Genomic DNA, 16,451 nt, shown 5'->3' on the forward strand with positions numbered 1-16,451 from the left:
CGAAAGCCATGACAGCGCCATGACCCTAACCGCCAAACGCGTCAGACGGGTTGAGCGCCCCGATATTGTTGAGCAACTGCCGCAGGAAGCCGGTCTTGACCACCGAGTTGTCGGTCACGCGCCGCGTCAGCGGAACGATCCGGCCATCTTCCAGACCGAAAGTCTCGATATTGGCGATGGTGTCGTCCTCGTTGAACGAGATCGCCAGCACCTGCCGCTCCACCTCCTTCGAGCGGAACATGCCTTTGGTGCGCGAGCGCGAGCGCACGTAATAATAATCGCCGTCGCCCGAAATCCCCGAAAGCGCGGGCGCGCCGATCAGGTCATCGACGGTTGCACGGCCGTCCACACCGATAATCAGGTTCTGAAGGTCTTCCTCGGGCGGGATGTAGCCGTGATTGCGGTAGGTCGCCGCACAGGACGCGACCCCGAGCAGCGCGCAGAACGCAAGGCTGCGCATCAGTCGGGTTTGGAACGCTGTCATCTCTGCCCTCTTGTCATGGCCGCGCGCGGCTTTTATCCCGCTTACATCAATGCGCCTGTCAGTTTCAAGAATGGAAGACGCGCCCGCCATGCCCCAGGATACGCCGCCGACCGGCCTTTTGACCTTCGCCCGCTTCGGCCGCCAGCCGACCGCCTTCGAGATCGTGCCCGATGCACCCGCCCGGCGCAGGCTGGCCGAGGCGCTCGGCCTTCTCGACCTGCGCAAGCTGCGCCTGTCGGGCGAGGTTGCCGCCAGCGGCGGGCGGGACTGGCTTTTGACCGCCACGCTCGGTGCGACGGTGGTGCAGCCCTGTGTCGTGACCCTCGATCCGGTCACGACCCGCATCGACGAGCCTGTGACGCGGCGCTACACCCCGGACGAGCGCGCACCCGCCCCCGGCGAGGAGGTGGAGATGCCCGAGGATGACACGCTCGAGCCCCTGCCCGAGGTGCTCGACCTTCATGCGCTTCTGGCCGAGGCGCTGGCGCTGGCGTTGCCGCAGTTTCCGCGAAGCGACGGGGCCGAACTGGGCGCCGTGCGCGCCGCCCCCGAAGGCGTGATCCCGATGGCGGATGAAGAGGCCCGCCCCTTTGCCGGGCTGGCGGCGCTGCGCGACAAGCTCGACAGCGGCGACAAGGGCTGAACCACCCCAAGAATCGCTTGCCCCGGCATCAAATCTCTGTATTTTCGCGCTCTCATCGGAATTTGGGGTTGAACCGGCGGCTCAGTCAGGATTATGAGCCGCGAACACCCGTGAAACAGGGCCCGATTGGCCCCTTAGGAATTGAGGTGGCACCATGGCCGTCCAACAGAACAAAGTCTCGAAATCGCGTCGCAACATGCGCCGTGCGCACGATTCGCTCGTGGCGAGCAACCCCAACGAATGCGCCAATTGCGGCGAGTTGAAGCGCCCGCACCACGTCTGTGCGTCCTGCGGCCACTATGCCGAACGCGAAGTCGTGGCCATGGTGGAAGAAATCGACCTGGAAGACGACGCCGCCTGAACGAGAACGGGGGGCAGCGGCTGAATGGGCGCTCAGAGCGATCAAGGCGGGAGCGGCGCGGAGCGCATCATCATCTCGGTTGACGCCATGGGCGGCGATCAGGGGCCGTCGGCCGTTGTCGAGGGGATCGCCCGGTCTGCATCCAGGAATCCCGATATAGGCTTTATCCTCCACGGGCCGCGTGACACGCTTGAAAAGCTGGTCACGCGCAAACCGGAATTGGTGAACCGGGTCGAGATCCGCGACGCGCCCCGCACTGTCACCATGGACGACAAGCCCAGCCAGATCGTGCGGCACGGGCGGGACACCTCGATGTGGTCGGCCCTCGAATCGGTCCGCGCGGGTGAGGCATCTGTCTGCGTCTCCTGCGGCAATACAGGCGCGCTGATGCTGATGTCGGTCATGCGCCTGCGCAAACTGCCGGGGATATATCGCCCGGCCATCGCCGTGATGTGGCCGTCGCAGAACCCGCAAGAGCACAACATCATGCTCGATGGCGGCGCCGATATCCGCGCCGATGCCAAGGACCTGATGCAATACGCGCTCATGGGGGCCTCCTACGCGCGCAACGGATTCGGGCTGAAATGTCCGCGCATCGGCCTGCTCAATGTCGGCACCGAGGAACACAAGGGCCGCGCAGAGTTGCGCGAGGCTTATGACCTGATCGCCGCCAATGCCAAGGCCGCCGATTTTGAATTCGTGGGCTTTGTCGAGGGGCGCGACCTGCCCGGCACGATCTGCGACGTGATCGTGACCGACGGGTTTACCGGCAACGTGGCGCTCAAGACCGGCGAGGGCATTGCCAAGCTCATCGCCGACCTGCTGCGCGAGGCGTTCAACTATTCGCCGCTTTCGCGGCTGGCGGCCCTTCTGGCCTATACCTCCCTGCAACGGATGAAAAAACGTGTCGATCCCCGCCGCGCCAATGGCGGCGTGTTTCTGGGGCTGAATGGAACGGTGGTGAAATCGCACGGATCGGCGGACGCGACCGGCGTCTCCTCGGCGATCAAGCTTGCCTTCGAACTGGCGCACTCGCGCTTTACCGAGCGCCTTGCCGCCCGCGTCGCCGCCGCCGCGCCGGTCGAGGATCAGGGTGGCGGGCACGACGAAACCGGACCCGACGAAACCGGCCCCGAGGAGGGCACAACTCCATGATCCGCCGCGCCGTCCCGCTTGGTGTCGGGCACTACCTGCCCGCCCGCATCGTGCCGAATGCCGAATTCGAGCAATCCCTCGACACCTCCGATGAATGGATCCGAACGCGGTCGGGGATCGAGCGCCGCCGCTTTGCCGCCGAGGGGGAAACCACGTCGCAGATGGCCGGCCATGCCGCCCGCGCGGCGCTTGCCCATGCCGGCATCGCGGCTGCGGACATTGACGGGATCATCGTTGCCACCTCCACGCCCGACCTCACCTTTCCGTCGGTCGCCACCATGGTGCAAAGCGATCTGGGCATGGCGCGCGGCTTTGCCTTCGACGTGCAGGCCGTTTGCGCGGGGTTCATCTATGCGCTCGCTACCGCCAATGCGATGATCGTGGCGGGCCAGGCCGAGCGGCTTCTGGTGATCGGCGCGGAAACCTTTTCGCGCATCATGGACTGGTCGGACCGCTCGACCTGCGTGCTTTTCGGTGATGGCGCGGGCGCGGTGGTGCTCGAGGCGCAGGAGGGCGCGGGCGAGACTACCGATCGAGGCATCCTGTCGGTCGATCTCAATTCGGACGGGCGCTACCGCGACATGCTCTATGTCGATGGCGGCGTGTCGAGCACGGGCAGCGCGGGCAAGCTCAGGATGCAGGGCAACGCCCTCTTTCGGCAGGCCGTCGAAAAGCTGGCGGCAACGGCCGAGACGGCGCTTGGCAAGATCGGCCTTTCGGGGGCGGATGTGGATTGGGTCGTGCCGCATCAGGCCAATATCCGTATCATCCAGGGGACGGCAAGGAAACTCGACCTGCCGATGGAGCGGGTGGTGGTGACGGTGCAGGATCACGGCAACACCTCGGCGGCATCGATTCCCCTCGCGCTCTCGGTGGCGGTCAACGAGGGGCGCATCAAGCGCGGCGATCTGGTGCTGTCGGAGGCAATCGGCGGCGGATTGGCCTGGGGCGCGGTGGTTCTGCGCTGGTAACGCGCCCGGACGCGCGAAAATCCGCGTTGAAGAAGGGCCGCGCAAGTCATTGACATTGACTTGTAAAATACTTCACCGCAAACTGCCCGGAAAAAAGCGGGGATGGTATGTCCAACAAGACACTCACGCGCATGGACCTCAGCGAGGCGGTTTTCCGCGAAGTGGGGCTGTCGCGCAACGATGCGGCACAGATGGTCGAAAGCGTTCTGGGCCACATGTCGGACGCGCTTGCGCGCGGCGAACAGGTGAAGATTTCGTCCTTCGGCACCTTCTCGGTGCGCGACAAGACCGCGCGCCTGGGACGCAATCCCAAGACAGGCGAAGAGGTGCCGATCCAGCCGCGCCGCGTGCTCACGTTCCGGCCCTCGCATCTGATGAAAGACCGGGTCGCCATCGGCAACAAAAGCTGAGGACACGGGCGCGCATGGCCAAATCCGCCGACGCCTTCCGCACCATAAGCGAGGTCGCTGACCTGCTTGACGTGCCGGCCCATGTGCTGCGGTTCTGGGAAAGCAAGTTCACGCAGGTGAAGCCCGTCAAGCGCGCGGGCGGGCGGCGCTACTACCGTCCTGCCGACTTGCGCCTGCTCGCCGGGATCAAGCATCTGCTGCATGACGAGGGCATGACCATCAAGGGTGTTCAGAAACTGCTGCGCGAAGAGGGCGTGCAGCACGTAAGCGCGATCGCCCCCGATTGGGGAGACGAGACGACGGCGCATGACGGCACCGCGCAGGTTCTCGAGTTTTCGCGCGCGCCGGGTGGCGTCGTGGGGCCGCAAGTGGAACCAGGGCCGGGACAGGCCAAGGCTGCGGACCCGCCCCCCGAGCCTGCCGCCCCTTCCGAGACGGGGCCGTCTGACGCCGACACGCGCGCCGAAGCCGCCCCGTTCGAGCCCGCAGCGGAGCCGGACGCGCCCGAGGCGGCGGCGGAGGCCCTGCTGCCCCTGCCCGATCTGCCCGATGACCCGTCCGATACGCTGGCCGCCGAACCCGGCCCGCTCTCGCGTCTCACGGCCCTGCCCCGCCCGCTTTCGGCCACGGCTGCGCGTCGTCTTGCGGGCCTGGCGCGGGACCTGCGGGCACGTATCGGCACCGGGCCGTAAGGCCCGCGAAATTTCCACCTTTCCCCTTGCCCCTGCCCGCAAAACCGGTATGAACGGCCCATCGTCGGGCTATAGCGCAGCCTGGTAGCGCGTCCGTCTGGGGGACGGAAGGTCGCAGGTTCAAGTCCTGCTAGCCCGACCAAAATCGCCGACGATCCCGCCAGACGCGGTCCGCGGGGCCTGCATGGGGGGCAATGTGATGACCGGCGTTCTGTCCAGCCAGCAATTGCGCGGCCTGATCGAGAGAGGCGCGATCGCGGGCGAACCGGCGATCCTGCCCGAACAGATCCAGCCTGCGAGCCTCGATCTGCGGCTTGGCGCGGTGGCCTACCGCGTGCGGGCCTCGTTCCTGACCGGCGCGGGGCGCACGGTGGCCGACAGGCTGACGGAATTCGGGATGCACCGGATCGACCTCAGCCCCGGCGCGGTGCTGGAAAAAGGCTGTGTCTATCTTGTGCCACTGATGGAACGGCTGGCCCTGCCCGAGGGTGTGCAGGCGGTGGCCAATGCCAAATCCTCGACCGGACGTCTCGATCTGCTGACGCGCACGATTACCGATGGCGGCACCGAGTTCGACCGGGTGACCCCCGGCTATCATGGCCCGCTTTATGCCGAGATCTGCCCGCGATCCTTCTCGGTTCTGGTGCGGCCGGGGATGCGCCTCAACCAGATCCGGTTTCGCACTGGCCAGGCCGTGCTCTCGGATGACACGCTGCGCGCGCTGCATGCCGAGACGCCGCTGGTCGATGGCCCGGCGGTGATCGATGGCGGGCTTGGCTTTTCGGTCGATCTGCGCCCCGCCAAGGGCACGCTGGCGGGGTATCGGGCCAAGCCGCATACCGGGGTGATCGACCTTGACCGCATCGGCCATTACGATCCGGCCGATTTCTGGGAGGAGGTCCACACGGCGACCGGCCATATCATCCTCGATCCCGGCGCATTCTATATCCTGGTGAGCCGCGAGGCGGTGCATATTCCGCCCGCCTGCGCCGCCGAAATGGCCCCCTTCGTGGCCATGGCGGGCGAGTTCCGGGTGCACTACGCGGGCTTCTTCGATCCGGGCTTCGGACACGCGGCGGCGGGCGGCAGCGGCTCGCGCGGTGTTCTGGAAGTGCGCTGCCATGAGGCACCCTTCGTGCTCGAACATGGCCAGATCGTCGGGCGGCTGGTCTACGAGCGCATGGATGAGGTCCCCGATCAGCTTTATGGCGCTGGTATCGCGTCGAACTATCAAGGGCAGGGCCTGAAGCTGTCGAAACACTTCAAGGCGTGACGCGCGGAAAGGCCACGCAAATCCCGCCGCCGATCACACCACTGCCAGAGGCCTTGCCCTCAGGCGCGACTCTGCGTTCAGAACCGACCGAGCCTTCGCCCCACCTTCAAGGCCTGCTGCGTGCGCTGCGCGGTCTTGCGCCCGTCGGGGCCAGAGCGCGTCCCGCTGCCCGACATCGCATCAATACCCTTGTTGATCCCCTGCCGCAGCACGCGCTGCATGACAATGCGGATCACCATGTTGATCATCTGGTTGGCGTTCATTGCGCCGCTCCTCTCGCTGCCTCCGTTTCCATATAGACGCGAAACATGCCGATTTGAGGGCAGGCTACGAAGAAATCGCTAAAAAACCGTGAAAATCAGCGGATATCCCCGCTCAATCCTCGAAAAGTTCGTTCTGCCCCGGCGCGCTTTCGTCGTCATCGTCCTCGCCCGCCATTGGCAGCGCCCCCGGCGGCGGGCGATTGTCGAGCAATCCCGCATCGCGCAACTCCTTCAGGCCCGGAAGGTCGCGCGCGCTTTCCAGACCGAAATGGTCGAGAAAACTCTCGGTCACGACGAAGGTCACCGGTCGCCCCGGTGTCATCTTGCGACGACCGAACCTGATCCATTCCATTTCAAGAAGTTGATCGACGGTTCCCCGACTGACCGAGACGCCTCTGATCTCCTCGATCTCGGCGCGCGTCACCGGCTGATGATAGGCGATGATGGCCAGCGTCTCGATCGCGGCGCGGCTCAGCTTGCGCGTCTCGACCACCTCCCGGCGCATGAGATAGCCAAGGTCCGGCGCGGTGCGCATGGCCCAGCCATCTCCCACCCTGACAAGGTTGACGCCACGCCCCTCGTAGCGTTTGCGCAGATGCACCAGCGCCTCGGCGGGGTCGCTCCCGTGCGGCATCCGCGCGGCCATCTCCCGCGTGTCGAGCGGCGTCGCCGAGGCAAAAAGCATCGCCTCGATCATGCGTTCCTGCTCCGCCATGGGCGGAGCGTCGAACACGCTTTCTTCTTTTTCCTCAATATCCTGAGGCACGTTATTGATCCCTCAGCCGAAGTTCGACCGGCGCGAAAGTCTCGGACTGGCGAAGTTCCGCGCGCCCTTCCTTGACCAGTTCCAGCGCCGCCGCAAAGGTCGAGGCCGTGGCCGAGCGGCGCCGTGCCGGATCGGCGGTGAACCCCTCGGGCAGATAGGTCACGATATCGGTCCATGTCCCGGCAAAGCCGATCAGCCCGCGCAACCGCTCAAGCGCCTGTTCCATTGTGAAAATCGCGTCGCGATCCATGACGAAGGGGCGGAATTCGTCGCGGGTGCGGATGCGCGCATAGGCCTGCATGAGATCGAGCAGCGTAGCGGTATAGCGCGTCTCGCGGCGGCGGGTGATGTCCTCGGGCAGGCCACGCGCGAAGAAATCCCGCCCCAGCCGGTCGCGCCCCATGAGCCGCGCGGCACAATCGCGCATCGCCTGAAGGCGCTCGAGCTGAAACGCCAGATGGGCGGCCAGTTCCTCGCCCGAGGGTCCCTCCTCGGTGGGGTCCGGGGGCAGCAGAAGGCGCGATTTGAGAAAGGCAAGCCACGCCGCCATCACGAGATAATCGGCGGCAAGCTCCAGCCGCAGCGCCTTGGCGCGCTCGACGAAGGCAAGATATTGCTGCGCGAGGTGCAGAACGGAAATGCGCCTGAGATCAACCTTTTGCGTGCGCGAAAGGGTCAGCAGAAGATCCAGCGGCCCCTCGAACCCGTCGACATCGACAATAAGCGCCTCGGCGGCCAGCCGGTCCGCCAGCGCCACCGGTCTTGCCCCGTCGTCGAACTCGTCCTCAGCCATGCATCCGCCCGCCCGTCAGCGCATCAAGCTGCGCCGTGAGGGCGGAAATGTCAACCGGATCGGGGGGACGGCGGTGGCTGAGCGCAGCCTCGGCGCGGGTCTGTGCGGTGTCACTCATCACGCCCGCCGCCTCTGCCACGGCCTGCCGCTCGGCCAGAGTGCCGTTACAATGCAGCACCACGTCACAGCCCGCTGTGAGCGCCTGACGCGAGAGCATGGCAAGATCCCCCGAGAGCGCCTTCATCGAGATGTCATCGGTCATGAGCAGCCCGTCAAAGCCGATTTCATCGCGGATCTCGGCAATGACCGCAGGCGAAAGCGTCGCTGGAAGGTCGTCAAGCGCGGCATAGACAACATGGGCCGTCATCGCCATGGGCAGGTCATTCAGCGCCTTGAATGTTTCAAAATCAATATCTTGAAGATCACTCTTCGCGCAATCGACGCGTGGCAGATCATGATGGCTATCGGCGGTGGCGCGCCCGTGACCGGGAATATGCTTGACCACCGGCAGGACGCCGCCCGCCAATAGCCCATCGGCAACGACGCGGCCGATCTCGGCCACCTGCGCCGGGGTCTCGCCATAGCAGCGGTTGCGCAGGAAGGGATGCGTGGCAGGCCCGGCCACATCGACCAGCGGCGCACAATTGCTGTCGATGCCGAGGGCGTGCAATTCGGCGGCGATGAGGCGGTAGCGCAGATACATCGCCTCGGGGGCGCGCGCACCCGCCATCGCCACGTGATCGAGCGGCGCGGGCCAGTCGCGCCAGTGCGGGGCGCGCAGGCGCTGCACGCGCCCGCCTTCCTGGTCAATGGTGATCAGGGCCTCGTGACCGGCCGCCGCGCGCAAGTCATCCACCAGCGCGCGGACCTGATCGGGCGTCTCGATATTGCGCGCGAAGAGGATGAACCCGAACGGGCGCACATCCCGAAAAAACGCTTTTTCCTCGTTGGTTAGCCGATAACCTTGGGCATCGAGAATGGTGGCGCCGAAACGGCTCACCGCGTGACCACCGGGATGCATTCGGCCTTTTCCGCCTGAAGCGCAGAGCAGAATCGGCGCGCATCGGCAAGATCCTCGAAACCGACGGCGCGCAGACGGTAGAAGGTCCGTCCTCCGCTTTCGGCACGCTGCACCACGCGCGATTTACCCTCCAGCAGGTCACCAAGCCGCACGCTCAGCCGGGCCCATTCGGCGCGCGCCACTTCGGCAGACTCGAAGGCGCCAAGCTGGGCCAGCCGGGTGCCGAGCGGCAGGCTCTCGGGCTCGACCTCCTCTGCCGAAGCGCTGGTGGCGGCGGCGAGCGCGAAGGCCACGGGATCGGCGGTCGCGGGGCGGGTGCGGGGGCGCGGCGACTGACCCAGGCCACCGCTGACGGCGGCCGCCCGAACCGGCGCGACCTCTGGGGCGGGCGCGGCCTCGACCGTCTCCTCCCGCACCACGGCGAGATGCACATCGGCGGGCTGCGGGCGCGCGACCGGGGTGCTCCGCGCGGGCGGCGGGGCGGGAGCCAACACATCTTTTGACGTCAGATCAATAGGTTGCGGGGCGATGATCACCTGATCCGGCGGAGACGCTACCGCGCCGTTGCCCGCAACCTCGTTGACGGCGAGACCCTGATGGGCAGCAGGACTGCCGCCCGGCTCTTCGGGGGCCTCGCGCATCGGTCCCTCGAGCGCCCGCACCACGGGGACGCCCGAGACATCGCGCATCACCATGCCATAGCCCCAGGTGCCGATACCGCCGATCAGCGCCAGAGAGATGACCGCGCCTGCCATATTCGTCAGGCCCGCCATCGACGCGCGACGCGGCCCATCCACGGGGGTGCCCCCGGATACGTGATAATCTGCCATGCTCTGCCTCTCGCTCTCCGGCGATACGTTGCCGCCGGGGATTATGTGCCTGCTCTGCTCCGAAAGACGGCGGCGTTCAGCGCATCTCATCCATCGGAGTAACGCCAAGGATACCAAGCCCTGCGCAAATCACAACCGTCGCCGCGCGCACAAGGGCGATTTTCGCGGCAGATGTGGCCGGATCGCCCTCTTGCAGGAAGCGCAGCGCCGGGTCGTCATGGCCCCGGTTCCACAGGCCATGCAACTCGGAGGCCAGATCATAGAGGAAGAACGCAACGCGATGCGGTTCATTGGCGCGCGCGGCGATCTCGACCAGACGCGGCCATTCCGCGATCTTTTTCGCCAGCGCGAGTTCCGCCTCGTGGGCAAGCCCCGTCAGATCCGCCGCCCCGAGCGCCGCGTCATCCACAGCGATCCCCGCCTCGCGCGCCTTGCGCAGCACCGAATTCACCCGCGCATTGGCATATTGCACGTAGAAAACGGGGTTTTCCTTGGACTGTTCCAGCACCTTGGCAAAATCGAAATCCAATGGCGCATCGTTCTTGCGCGTCAGCATGACAAAGCGGGTCACATCCGCGCCCACCTGATCGACCACATCGCGCAGCGTCACGAAGGTGCCCGCGCGCTTGGACATCTTGAACGGCTCGCCGTTCTTGTAGAGCTTGACCAGTTGGCACAGCTTGATATCCACTGGCACGCGGCCATTCGAGAGCGCCGAAACGGCGGCCTTCATGCGCTTGACATAGCCGCCGTGATCGGCCCCGAACACGTCGATCAGAAGATCATAGCCCCTTGAAATCTTGTCATAATGATAGGCGATGTCGGGCGCGAAATAGGTCCAGCCGCCATCGGATTTCATGATCGGGCGGTCCACGTCGTCGCCGTGCTCGGTGGATTTGAAGAGCGTCTGTTCGCGCGGTTCCCAATCCTCGGGCATCTTGCCCTTGGGCGGCTCCAGCACGCCGCGATAGATCAGGCCCTTGCCCCGCAAATCCTCGATCGCCGCCTCGATCAGCCCGGTGCCATAGAGCGATTTTTCCGAATAGAACACGTCCATCTCGACGCCAAGCGCCTTGAGGTCCTCGCGGATCAGCGCCATCATCCGGTCCGTGGCGAAATCCCGGATCGGCTCCAGCCAGACCGCCTCGGGCTCGTCCACGTAGGCATCGCCCACCTGCGTCTTGAGCGCCTCGCCCACCTCAATCAGATAATCACCGGGATAGGTGCCATCGGCGAAGGCCACCTTTTGCCCATGCGCCTCGAGATACCGCAGGTAAACCGACCGGGCGAGCACATCGACCTGCGCGCCGCCGTCGTTGATGTAATATTCGCGCGTGACCTCATAGCCCGCGAAGGCCAGCAGGCTTGCCAATGCGTCGCCGAAGACCGCGCCGCGCGTGTGGCCCACATGCAAGGGCCCCGTGGGGTTGGCCGAGACGTATTCGACATTGACGCGGCGGCCCTGCCCCAAGCCCGAGCGCCCGAAATCGGCACCCTGCGCGAGGGCGGCGCGCACCACATCCTGCCAGAGCGCCGGTGCCAGCCGCAGGTTGAGAAAGCCGGGACCGGCCACCTCGGCGCGGTCGATGCGCGGATCGGCGGCAAGGCGCGACGCCAGCGTTTCGGCGATGTCACGGGGTTTCATGCCGGCAGGCTTGGCGAGCACCATCGCGGCATTGGTGGCCATGTCGCCATGGGCGGGATCGCGCGGCGGCTCGACCGCGACATTGGCCATGTCGAGCCCCTCGGGCAGCGCGCCCGCGGCCTGCATCCCGGCAAGGGTGTCAAGCACGAGCGAGCGGATATCGTCAAAGAGGTTCATGGCGCACCTTTCATCCTGCAATCCGGGCCGGTTTATCATCCCGCGCCCGCGCGTCAATCGCCCGCGCCACCCCGCCCCAGATCGAGCACCGATCCCAGCGGGGCCACGGCCCCCGGCCAGCCCGCCACCACGTCCCGAAAGGCCGCGCGCGCATCCGCGCGGCGCGCCCTCAGAAGGTTGACCCGCGCACCCGCGCCCGCCTCCGCCTGCATGAGCGGCACAAGCGCGCGCAGCGCGGCATCATAGGCATGGGCTTCGGGCGCGGCATCGGCCTCGGGGGCACAGGCAAGGATCAGAACCTCGCCCGCCCCCCGCGCCAGCCCCGGCCAAAGCGCGCGGGTCAGCGCCGGGATGGCCGCCACCGCCGCACCGGGGCGGGCAGGCTCGCGCAGAAGATGGAGATGCAGCAGCAGGTCGATCGGCGTGTCGGTCCAGATCGCGCCGAGCCTGCGGCAGGGCATGGGGTTGAACACATCGAGGGTCAGCGTCTCGATCCGGGCCGGATCCAACCGGCCCAGCGCCAGGGCCCGCGCGTCAGACCTCTCGAGCACGATCACCGACGCGCCCTTCGCGGCCAGCATCGCGGCCAGATCAAGCCCGGTGGCACAGCCTGCCCCGGCAATCAGGACCGTCGGCCCCGCACTCCCCTGATGCACACGCACATTCCCCAACTCGATACGCATCCCACCCCCCGCACTAGCACCGGTCCCGCGCCCGATCAATGCGGCGCGGGTGTCACGTCTGCTTGCGCGGCGGGGCGAGCGCGATGAGATGCACCGCCTCACCGCCCTTGGGCGTCTCGTCGCGGGCGATGAAGCTCAGCCCGCCAGAGGGGCGCATCTCGGCGAGCGGCACAGCCTCGGGGTTGTCGGCCTGCCATGCCTCCAGCGGGTAGTCCTCGGTCAGCCGGGTTGCGCGCACGCCCCAGCCCTGTGCCATGCGGCGCGCGATTTCGGCATGGTCGAATTCGCCGCCGATCCGCCGCCCGCCAAGCGTTGCCGGCAGGGCGTGGCGCGCGCCATCCTCGCGGGTGCGGCGCAGCTGAAACACGTTCTCGCGGCCGAATTCTGGCGCGAGGTCGGTGGCCACAAGGGTGTTGTAGGCGTCGTTGTCGGTCATCGCCACGACCTGACCAAAGCTGACCACCTCGACGCCATGCTCGGCGGCCTCCGACAGGATATCGCCGAAAAACGTGTGCAACCCCGCCTCGCGCGCCGTGCGCAGCCGGACGCGGTTGGGGTCGCTGACCAGCACCGGCACGTCGAGCTTGTCGAGCGCCTGCCCCAGCGCGGTCGAGAAGGGCGAGCCGCCCACAAGGATCACCCCCGGCGGCCCCTTCTGCGCCAGCCCGAGCGCGCGCCCGAGCGGTGCCAGCGAAAATCCGTGCAACACCACCGTCGCCGCCACCAGCGCGAAGGCCAGCGGCGTGAGCCGCGCCGCGTCCTCGAAGCCGAGGGCAACCAGCCGTTCGCCGAACAGCCCCGCCACCGCCACCAGAACCACGCCGCGCGGGCCGGTGAGCGCGACCAGAAGCCGCTCGTTCATCGGCAGTTTCGTGCCCAAGAGCGACAGCAGCACCGTAGCGGGGCGCACCAGCAGGATCGTCACCGCCACGAAGAGGGCCGCGCGCCAATCAAGCAGCGCCAGCGCGTCCATGTTCATCGACGCGGCCAGCAGGATGAACACGCCCGAGACCAGAAGCACGGTGGCATGTTCCTTGAAACGGCGCAGTTCCGCATAGCTTGGCAGGTCGGTATTGGCCATGTAGAGGCCCATCACCGTCACCGTGAGCAGCCCGCTTTCGTGCAGCGCCGTATCCGACAGCGCGAACACCCCCAGAAGCACGGCAAAGAGCACCGGCACCTTCATGAATTCGGGCACATGGCCCGCGCGGAACGCCCGCACCAGCCCCCAGCCCGCGCCAAGCCCCAGCGCCAGCGCCACCGCGATGCCCTGCGCCATCGAGACAGCCGCGCCGCCTGCCGTCTCGGAGGCGGCCATGACAAGCACCACCTCGAAGGCCAGGACTGCGGCCAGCGCGCCCACCGGGTCGTTGACGATCGCCTCCCATTGCAGCAGTTGCGCGGGCCTGCGCGCCAGCCGCGCCTGCCGCAAGAGCGGCGCGATCACCGTGGGGCCAGTCACGATCATGATGCCGCCGAACACCGCCGCCTCGGCCCAGCCAAGCCCCGCCGCGTAATGCAGCGCCAGCGTCGAACCGAGCCAGCCGAGCGGCGCGCCTATGATGACCAGCCGCCAGACCCCTTCGGCGGCACCACGCAGGCTCTGGAAATTGAGGGTGAGGCCGCCCTCGAAGAGGATCACCGCCACCGCGATGGAAACCATCGGTGCCATGAGCGGGCCGATATCGCGGGCCGGATCGAAAAGGCCAAGCCCCGGCCCCACGATCAGCCCCGCCGCCAGCATCAGCACGATGGCGGGCATCCGGAGCCGCCAGGCCAGCCATTGCGCGCCCACCCCGAGAGCGCCCACCAGCGCGAAGACCATCACCGGCGCCAGCGCGCCTGCCCCGGTTTCAATCGCCATACCTACACACCTTTCCGTGAAAACCTTGTCTTGCCCGTCAGCCGCGCATGGCTCTGGAGCGCGAACCGGTCGGTCATCCCGGCGATGTAATCGCTCACCAGCCGCGCCAGCGCCGTGCGGTCCGCCGCGCGCGCCACATCGGCGCGCCATTCGTCGGGCAAATGCTCGGGCGCGTCGAGATAGATCGGGAAAAGCGCGCGCACCACCTCATCCACCATGGCGCGCATGGCGTTGACGGCGGGCGCGCGATACATGCGGGCGAATAAAAACGCCCGGATCGCCTGCAAATCCTGCCAGAGCGCGGGCGAAAAGCGGATCACCGGCGCGCCCAGCGCGCGCAGCGCCGCCACATCGGCGGGGGCGGCCTCGGTCAGCCGTGCGCGGCTTGTGGCGATCACGTCGCCCACCATCGCGCCAAAGACGCGGCGCAGCGCCTCGTGCCGGCGGCGCTTGGGATCGAGACCGGGATAGCGCCGGTCCACTTCCGCAAAACAATCGCCAACGATGGGTAGCGCCGCGATTTCCTCATCCGTGAAAAGGCCCGCTCGCAGCCCGTCATGCAGATCGTGGTTGTTATAGGCGATATCGTCGGCGATGGCCGCCACCTGCGCCTCGGCCCCGGCATGGGTGGAAAGCTCCAGGTCGTGGCGGGCGTTGTAATCGGCCAGCGCATAGGGCAATGGCCCCGCGACCGGACCGTTATGCTTGGCGAGGCCCTCCAGCGTCTCCCATGTCAGGTTCAGCCCGTCGAACTCGGCGTAATGCCGCTCCAGCGATGTGACGATCCGCAGCGCCTGCGCGTTGTGATCGAACCCGCCATAGGGGGCCATCAGCGCGGCCAGCGTGTCCTCACCGGCATGACCAAAAGGCGTGTGGCCCAGATCATGCGCCAGCGCCACCGCCTCGGTCAGCTCTGCGTTGAGGCCGAGCGCGCCCGAGATCGTGCGCGCGACCTGCGCCACCTCGATGGAATGCGTCAGCCGCGTGCGGTAGTAATCGCCCTCATGCGCCACGAATACTTGCGTCTTGTGCTTGAGCCGCCGGAAGGCGCTGGAATGGATGATCCGGTCGCGGTCCCGTTGAAAGGGCGAGCGAAAGGCGCTTTCTTCCTCGGGGATGAGGCGGCCGCGCGTGGCGTCGGGGTCGGTCGCAAAGGGGGCACTCATGGGCAAGGGTCCTTGTCGCGGCGCGCGTGATTCATATATGTCAGACTGAGCAATGAGATGAAACCGCCCAACTCAGCCCGAGGATCGTCATGAACCTGCCCCCCAAGGTCACACCCCGCGCCTTTGCCCGCCTCGCCGAGATCGGCGCAGGCGAACAGGGTCAGGCGCTGCGCGTCGCGGTCGAGGGGGGGGGCTGCTCGGGGTTTCAGTATGACATCCGCCTCGATGCCCCCGCCGAGGATGATCTCATCCTCGAGGGCGAAGGGCAAAGGGTCGTGGTCGATGCGGTCTCGCTGCCGTTTCTGGCCGGGGCGGTGATCGACTTCAGCGAAGAACTGATCGGCGCGCGTTTCGTCATCGACAACCCCAACGCGTCCTCCTCCTGCGGCTGCGGCACCTCCTTCTCGATGTGAGCCTTGCGCCCTGCCCGCGCCCGCGCGATAGAGGGGGCGACGGCACGGAGGGGTCCCATGCGCATCGCGACATTCAACATCAACGGCATCAAGGCGCGCCATGCCGCCCTTTGTGACTGGCTCGACGAGGTCGCGCCCGATGTGGTGCTCTTGCAGGAGATCAAGACCGTCGATGAGGGCTTTCCGCGCGAGTTGTTCGAGGAGCGCGGCTATAACGTGGAAACCCACGGGCAAAAGGGCTTCAACGGGGTGGCGATCCTGTCGAAACACCCGCTGGAGGATGTGACGCGCGGCCTGCCCGGCGACGAGAGCGACGAGCAGGCCCGCTGGATCGAGGCGACCGTGATGGGCGAGGCCCGCGCGCTGCGGCTCTGCGGGCTCTACCTGCCCAATGGCAACCCCGCGCCGGGGCCGAAATACGACTACAAGCTGCGATGGATGGAGCGCCTGCGCGCCCGCGCCGCCGAGTTGCTGGCCAGCGAAGAACCGGTGCTGATGGGGGGCGACTACAACATCATCCCGCAGGACGAGGACGCCGCCCGCCCCGAGGCGTGGGCCGAGGACGCCCTTGCCCTGCCCGAGAGCCGCGCCGCCTTTCGCCGGATCGTGCACATGGGCTTCACCGAGGCGTTCCGCGCGCGGGTTCAGGGGCCGGGGCATTACAGCTTCTGGGATTATCAGGCCGGCGCGTGGGAGCGCAACAACGGCATCCGCATCGACCATTTCCTGCTCAGCCCGCAGGCGGCCGACCTGATGACCGATTGCGGTATCGACAAGGCCCTGCGCGGGCGCGACAAGCCCTCCGATCACGTTCCCGTCTGGGTCGAGATCGACGCCTGAC

Annotated in this window: 19 protein-coding genes and 1 tRNA gene; 10 read left to right on the forward strand and 10 right to left on the reverse strand. The window is 66.9% G+C overall.

What is annotated here, in order from left to right; translation table 11 throughout:
- Window positions 1-25: 25 nt before the first annotated feature.
- Window positions 26-484 (reverse strand): outer membrane protein assembly factor BamE, encoded by a 459-nt coding sequence (locus ABIE57_RS07130; protein WP_354538313.1) that lies wholly within the window; start codon window positions 482-484, stop codon window positions 26-28.
- A gap of 88 nt (window positions 485-572) precedes the next feature.
- Here ABIE57_RS07130 and ABIE57_RS07135 point away from each other — a divergent pair, with 88 nt between their 5' ends.
- The 8 genes from ABIE57_RS07135 (at window position 573) to ABIE57_RS07170 (ending at window position 5,989) form a co-directional block, all read left to right on the forward strand.
- Entirely contained in the window at window positions 573-1,127 is a 555-nt protein-coding gene (locus tag ABIE57_RS07135; RefSeq protein WP_354538314.1) for a YceD family protein, read from the forward strand.
- Window positions 1,128-1,281: 154 nt separating this feature from the next.
- On the forward strand, window positions 1,282-1,488 hold the full coding sequence (gene rpmF / locus ABIE57_RS07140; protein WP_354538315.1) for a 50S ribosomal protein L32: 207 nt from the start codon (window positions 1,282-1,284) through the stop codon (window positions 1,486-1,488).
- A 24-nt stretch (window positions 1,489-1,512) separates the two neighbouring features.
- A complete protein-coding gene (gene plsX / locus ABIE57_RS07145; protein ID WP_354538316.1) occupies window positions 1,513-2,643 on the forward strand; it encodes a phosphate acyltransferase PlsX in 1,131 nt (376 codons plus the stop codon).
- The gene (locus ABIE57_RS07150; RefSeq protein WP_354538317.1) at window positions 2,640-3,614 is read left to right on the forward strand and encodes a beta-ketoacyl-ACP synthase III; all 975 of its coding nucleotides are present in this window, start codon (window positions 2,640-2,642) and stop codon (window positions 3,612-3,614) included. The genes plsX and ABIE57_RS07150 overlap by 4 nt, the downstream gene beginning before the upstream one ends.
- 107 nt (window positions 3,615-3,721) lie before the next feature.
- Entirely contained in the window at window positions 3,722-4,024 is a 303-nt protein-coding gene (ihfA, locus tag ABIE57_RS07155; protein WP_354538318.1) for an integration host factor subunit alpha, read from the forward strand.
- 14 nt (window positions 4,025-4,038) lie between these two features.
- Window positions 4,039-4,716, forward strand: a complete 678-nt coding sequence (locus ABIE57_RS07160; protein ID WP_354538319.1) for a MerR family transcriptional regulator — start codon at window positions 4,039-4,041, stop codon at window positions 4,714-4,716.
- A 65-nt stretch (window positions 4,717-4,781) separates the two neighbouring features.
- A tRNA-Pro gene (locus ABIE57_RS07165) sits at window positions 4,782-4,858 on the forward strand.
- 57 nt (window positions 4,859-4,915) lie between these two features.
- Window positions 4,916-5,989 carry a 2'-deoxycytidine 5'-triphosphate deaminase gene (locus ABIE57_RS07170; protein WP_354538320.1) on the forward strand — a complete coding sequence of 358 codons (1,074 nt, stop codon included), beginning with the start codon at window positions 4,916-4,918 and terminating at the stop codon, window positions 5,987-5,989.
- Window positions 5,990-6,066: 77 nt separating this feature from the next.
- On the opposite strand, the gene ABIE57_RS07175 is transcribed toward ABIE57_RS07170, so the two are convergent.
- From ABIE57_RS07175 to ABIE57_RS07215, 9 genes are all read right to left on the reverse strand, one after another.
- On the reverse strand, window positions 6,067-6,252 hold the full coding sequence (locus ABIE57_RS07175) for a hypothetical protein (RefSeq protein ID WP_354538321.1): 186 nt from the start codon (window positions 6,250-6,252) through the stop codon (window positions 6,067-6,069).
- Window positions 6,253-6,364: 112 nt separating this feature from the next.
- Complete coding sequence (gene scpB / locus ABIE57_RS07180) at window positions 6,365-6,967, reverse strand: SMC-Scp complex subunit ScpB (protein ID WP_454283726.1); 603 nt, start codon at window positions 6,965-6,967, stop codon at window positions 6,365-6,367.
- A gap of 52 nt (window positions 6,968-7,019) precedes the next feature.
- Window positions 7,020-7,811, reverse strand: a complete 792-nt coding sequence (locus tag ABIE57_RS07185; protein ID WP_354538323.1) for a segregation and condensation protein A — start codon at window positions 7,809-7,811, stop codon at window positions 7,020-7,022.
- Complete coding sequence (gene nagZ, locus ABIE57_RS07190) at window positions 7,804-8,832, reverse strand: beta-N-acetylhexosaminidase (protein WP_354538324.1); 1,029 nt, start codon at window positions 8,830-8,832, stop codon at window positions 7,804-7,806. Before nagZ ends, ABIE57_RS07185 begins: the two co-directional genes overlap by 8 nt.
- Complete coding sequence (locus ABIE57_RS07195) at window positions 8,808-9,662, reverse strand: SPOR domain-containing protein (protein WP_354538325.1); 855 nt, start codon at window positions 9,660-9,662, stop codon at window positions 8,808-8,810. The genes nagZ and ABIE57_RS07195 overlap by 25 nt, the downstream gene beginning before the upstream one ends.
- 76 nt (window positions 9,663-9,738) lie before the next feature.
- On the reverse strand, window positions 9,739-11,484 hold the full coding sequence (argS, locus tag ABIE57_RS07200; protein WP_354538326.1) for an arginine--tRNA ligase: 1,746 nt from the start codon (window positions 11,482-11,484) through the stop codon (window positions 9,739-9,741).
- Window positions 11,485-11,537: 53 nt separating this feature from the next.
- On the reverse strand, window positions 11,538-12,167 hold the full coding sequence (locus ABIE57_RS07205) for a Rossmann-fold NAD(P)-binding domain-containing protein (RefSeq protein ID WP_354538327.1): 630 nt from the start codon (window positions 12,165-12,167) through the stop codon (window positions 11,538-11,540).
- 52 nt (window positions 12,168-12,219) lie between these two features.
- Window positions 12,220-14,031, reverse strand: coding sequence for a cation:proton antiporter (locus ABIE57_RS07210; protein WP_354538328.1), 1,812 nt, complete (start codon window positions 14,029-14,031; stop codon window positions 12,220-12,222).
- A 2-nt stretch (window positions 14,032-14,033) separates the two neighbouring features.
- On the reverse strand, window positions 14,034-15,197 hold the full coding sequence (locus ABIE57_RS07215; protein WP_354538329.1) for a deoxyguanosinetriphosphate triphosphohydrolase: 1,164 nt from the start codon (window positions 15,195-15,197) through the stop codon (window positions 14,034-14,036).
- Between the two features lie 89 nt (window positions 15,198-15,286).
- Between ABIE57_RS07215 and ABIE57_RS07220 the strand changes: the two genes are divergently transcribed.
- Together ABIE57_RS07220 and xth are read left to right on the forward strand one after the other, a co-directional pair.
- Entirely contained in the window at window positions 15,287-15,610 is a 324-nt protein-coding gene (locus ABIE57_RS07220; protein WP_354538330.1) for a HesB/IscA family protein, read from the forward strand.
- A 57-nt stretch (window positions 15,611-15,667) separates the two neighbouring features.
- Window positions 15,668-16,450 carry an exodeoxyribonuclease III gene (gene xth, locus ABIE57_RS07225; protein ID WP_354538331.1) on the forward strand — a complete coding sequence of 261 codons (783 nt, stop codon included), beginning with the start codon at window positions 15,668-15,670 and terminating at the stop codon, window positions 16,448-16,450.
- Window position 16,451 lies beyond the last annotated feature (1 nt).

This window comes from Roseovarius sp. MBR-6 (assembly GCF_040547525.1).
Classification (GTDB): domain Bacteria; phylum Pseudomonadota; class Alphaproteobacteria; order Rhodobacterales; family Rhodobacteraceae; genus Roseovarius.

Coding starts and splice junctions, on each gene's coding strand:
- nagZ (WP_354538324.1), bottom strand. CDS start 8,832: ATGCATCCCGGTGGTCACGCGGTGAGCCGTTTCGGCGCCACCATTCTC.
- rpmF (WP_354538315.1), top strand. CDS start 1,282: ATGGCCGTCCAACAGAACAAAGTCTCGAAATCGCGTCGCAACATGCGC.
- ABIE57_RS07170 (WP_354538320.1), top strand. CDS start 4,916: ATGACCGGCGTTCTGTCCAGCCAGCAATTGCGCGGCCTGATCGAGAGA.
- scpB (WP_454283726.1), bottom strand. CDS start 6,967: ATGGCGGAGCAGGAACGCATGATCGAGGCGATGCTTTTTGCCTCGGCG.
- ABIE57_RS07215 (WP_354538329.1), bottom strand. CDS start 15,197: ATGAGTGCCCCCTTTGCGACCGACCCCGACGCCACGCGCGGCCGCCTC.
- plsX (WP_354538316.1), top strand. CDS start 1,513: ATGGGCGCTCAGAGCGATCAAGGCGGGAGCGGCGCGGAGCGCATCATC.
- ABIE57_RS07135 (WP_354538314.1), top strand. CDS start 573: ATGCCCCAGGATACGCCGCCGACCGGCCTTTTGACCTTCGCCCGCTTC.
- argS (WP_354538326.1), bottom strand. CDS start 11,484: ATGAACCTCTTTGACGATATCCGCTCGCTCGTGCTTGACACCCTTGCC.
- ABIE57_RS07195 (WP_354538325.1), bottom strand. CDS start 9,662: ATGGCAGATTATCACGTATCCGGGGGCACCCCCGTGGATGGGCCGCGT.
- ABIE57_RS07160 (WP_354538319.1), top strand. CDS start 4,039: ATGGCCAAATCCGCCGACGCCTTCCGCACCATAAGCGAGGTCGCTGAC.
- ABIE57_RS07175 (WP_354538321.1), bottom strand. CDS start 6,252: ATGAACGCCAACCAGATGATCAACATGGTGATCCGCATTGTCATGCAG.
- ABIE57_RS07205 (WP_354538327.1), bottom strand. CDS start 12,167: ATGCGTATCGAGTTGGGGAATGTGCGTGTGCATCAGGGGAGTGCGGGG.
- xth (WP_354538331.1), top strand. CDS start 15,668: ATGCGCATCGCGACATTCAACATCAACGGCATCAAGGCGCGCCATGCC.
- ABIE57_RS07150 (WP_354538317.1), top strand. CDS start 2,640: ATGATCCGCCGCGCCGTCCCGCTTGGTGTCGGGCACTACCTGCCCGCC.
- ABIE57_RS07220 (WP_354538330.1), top strand. CDS start 15,287: ATGAACCTGCCCCCCAAGGTCACACCCCGCGCCTTTGCCCGCCTCGCC.
- ihfA (WP_354538318.1), top strand. CDS start 3,722: ATGTCCAACAAGACACTCACGCGCATGGACCTCAGCGAGGCGGTTTTC.
- ABIE57_RS07210 (WP_354538328.1), bottom strand. CDS start 14,031: ATGGCGATTGAAACCGGGGCAGGCGCGCTGGCGCCGGTGATGGTCTTC.
- ABIE57_RS07185 (WP_354538323.1), bottom strand. CDS start 7,811: ATGGCTGAGGACGAGTTCGACGACGGGGCAAGACCGGTGGCGCTGGCG.
- ABIE57_RS07130 (WP_354538313.1), bottom strand. CDS start 484: ATGACAGCGTTCCAAACCCGACTGATGCGCAGCCTTGCGTTCTGCGCG.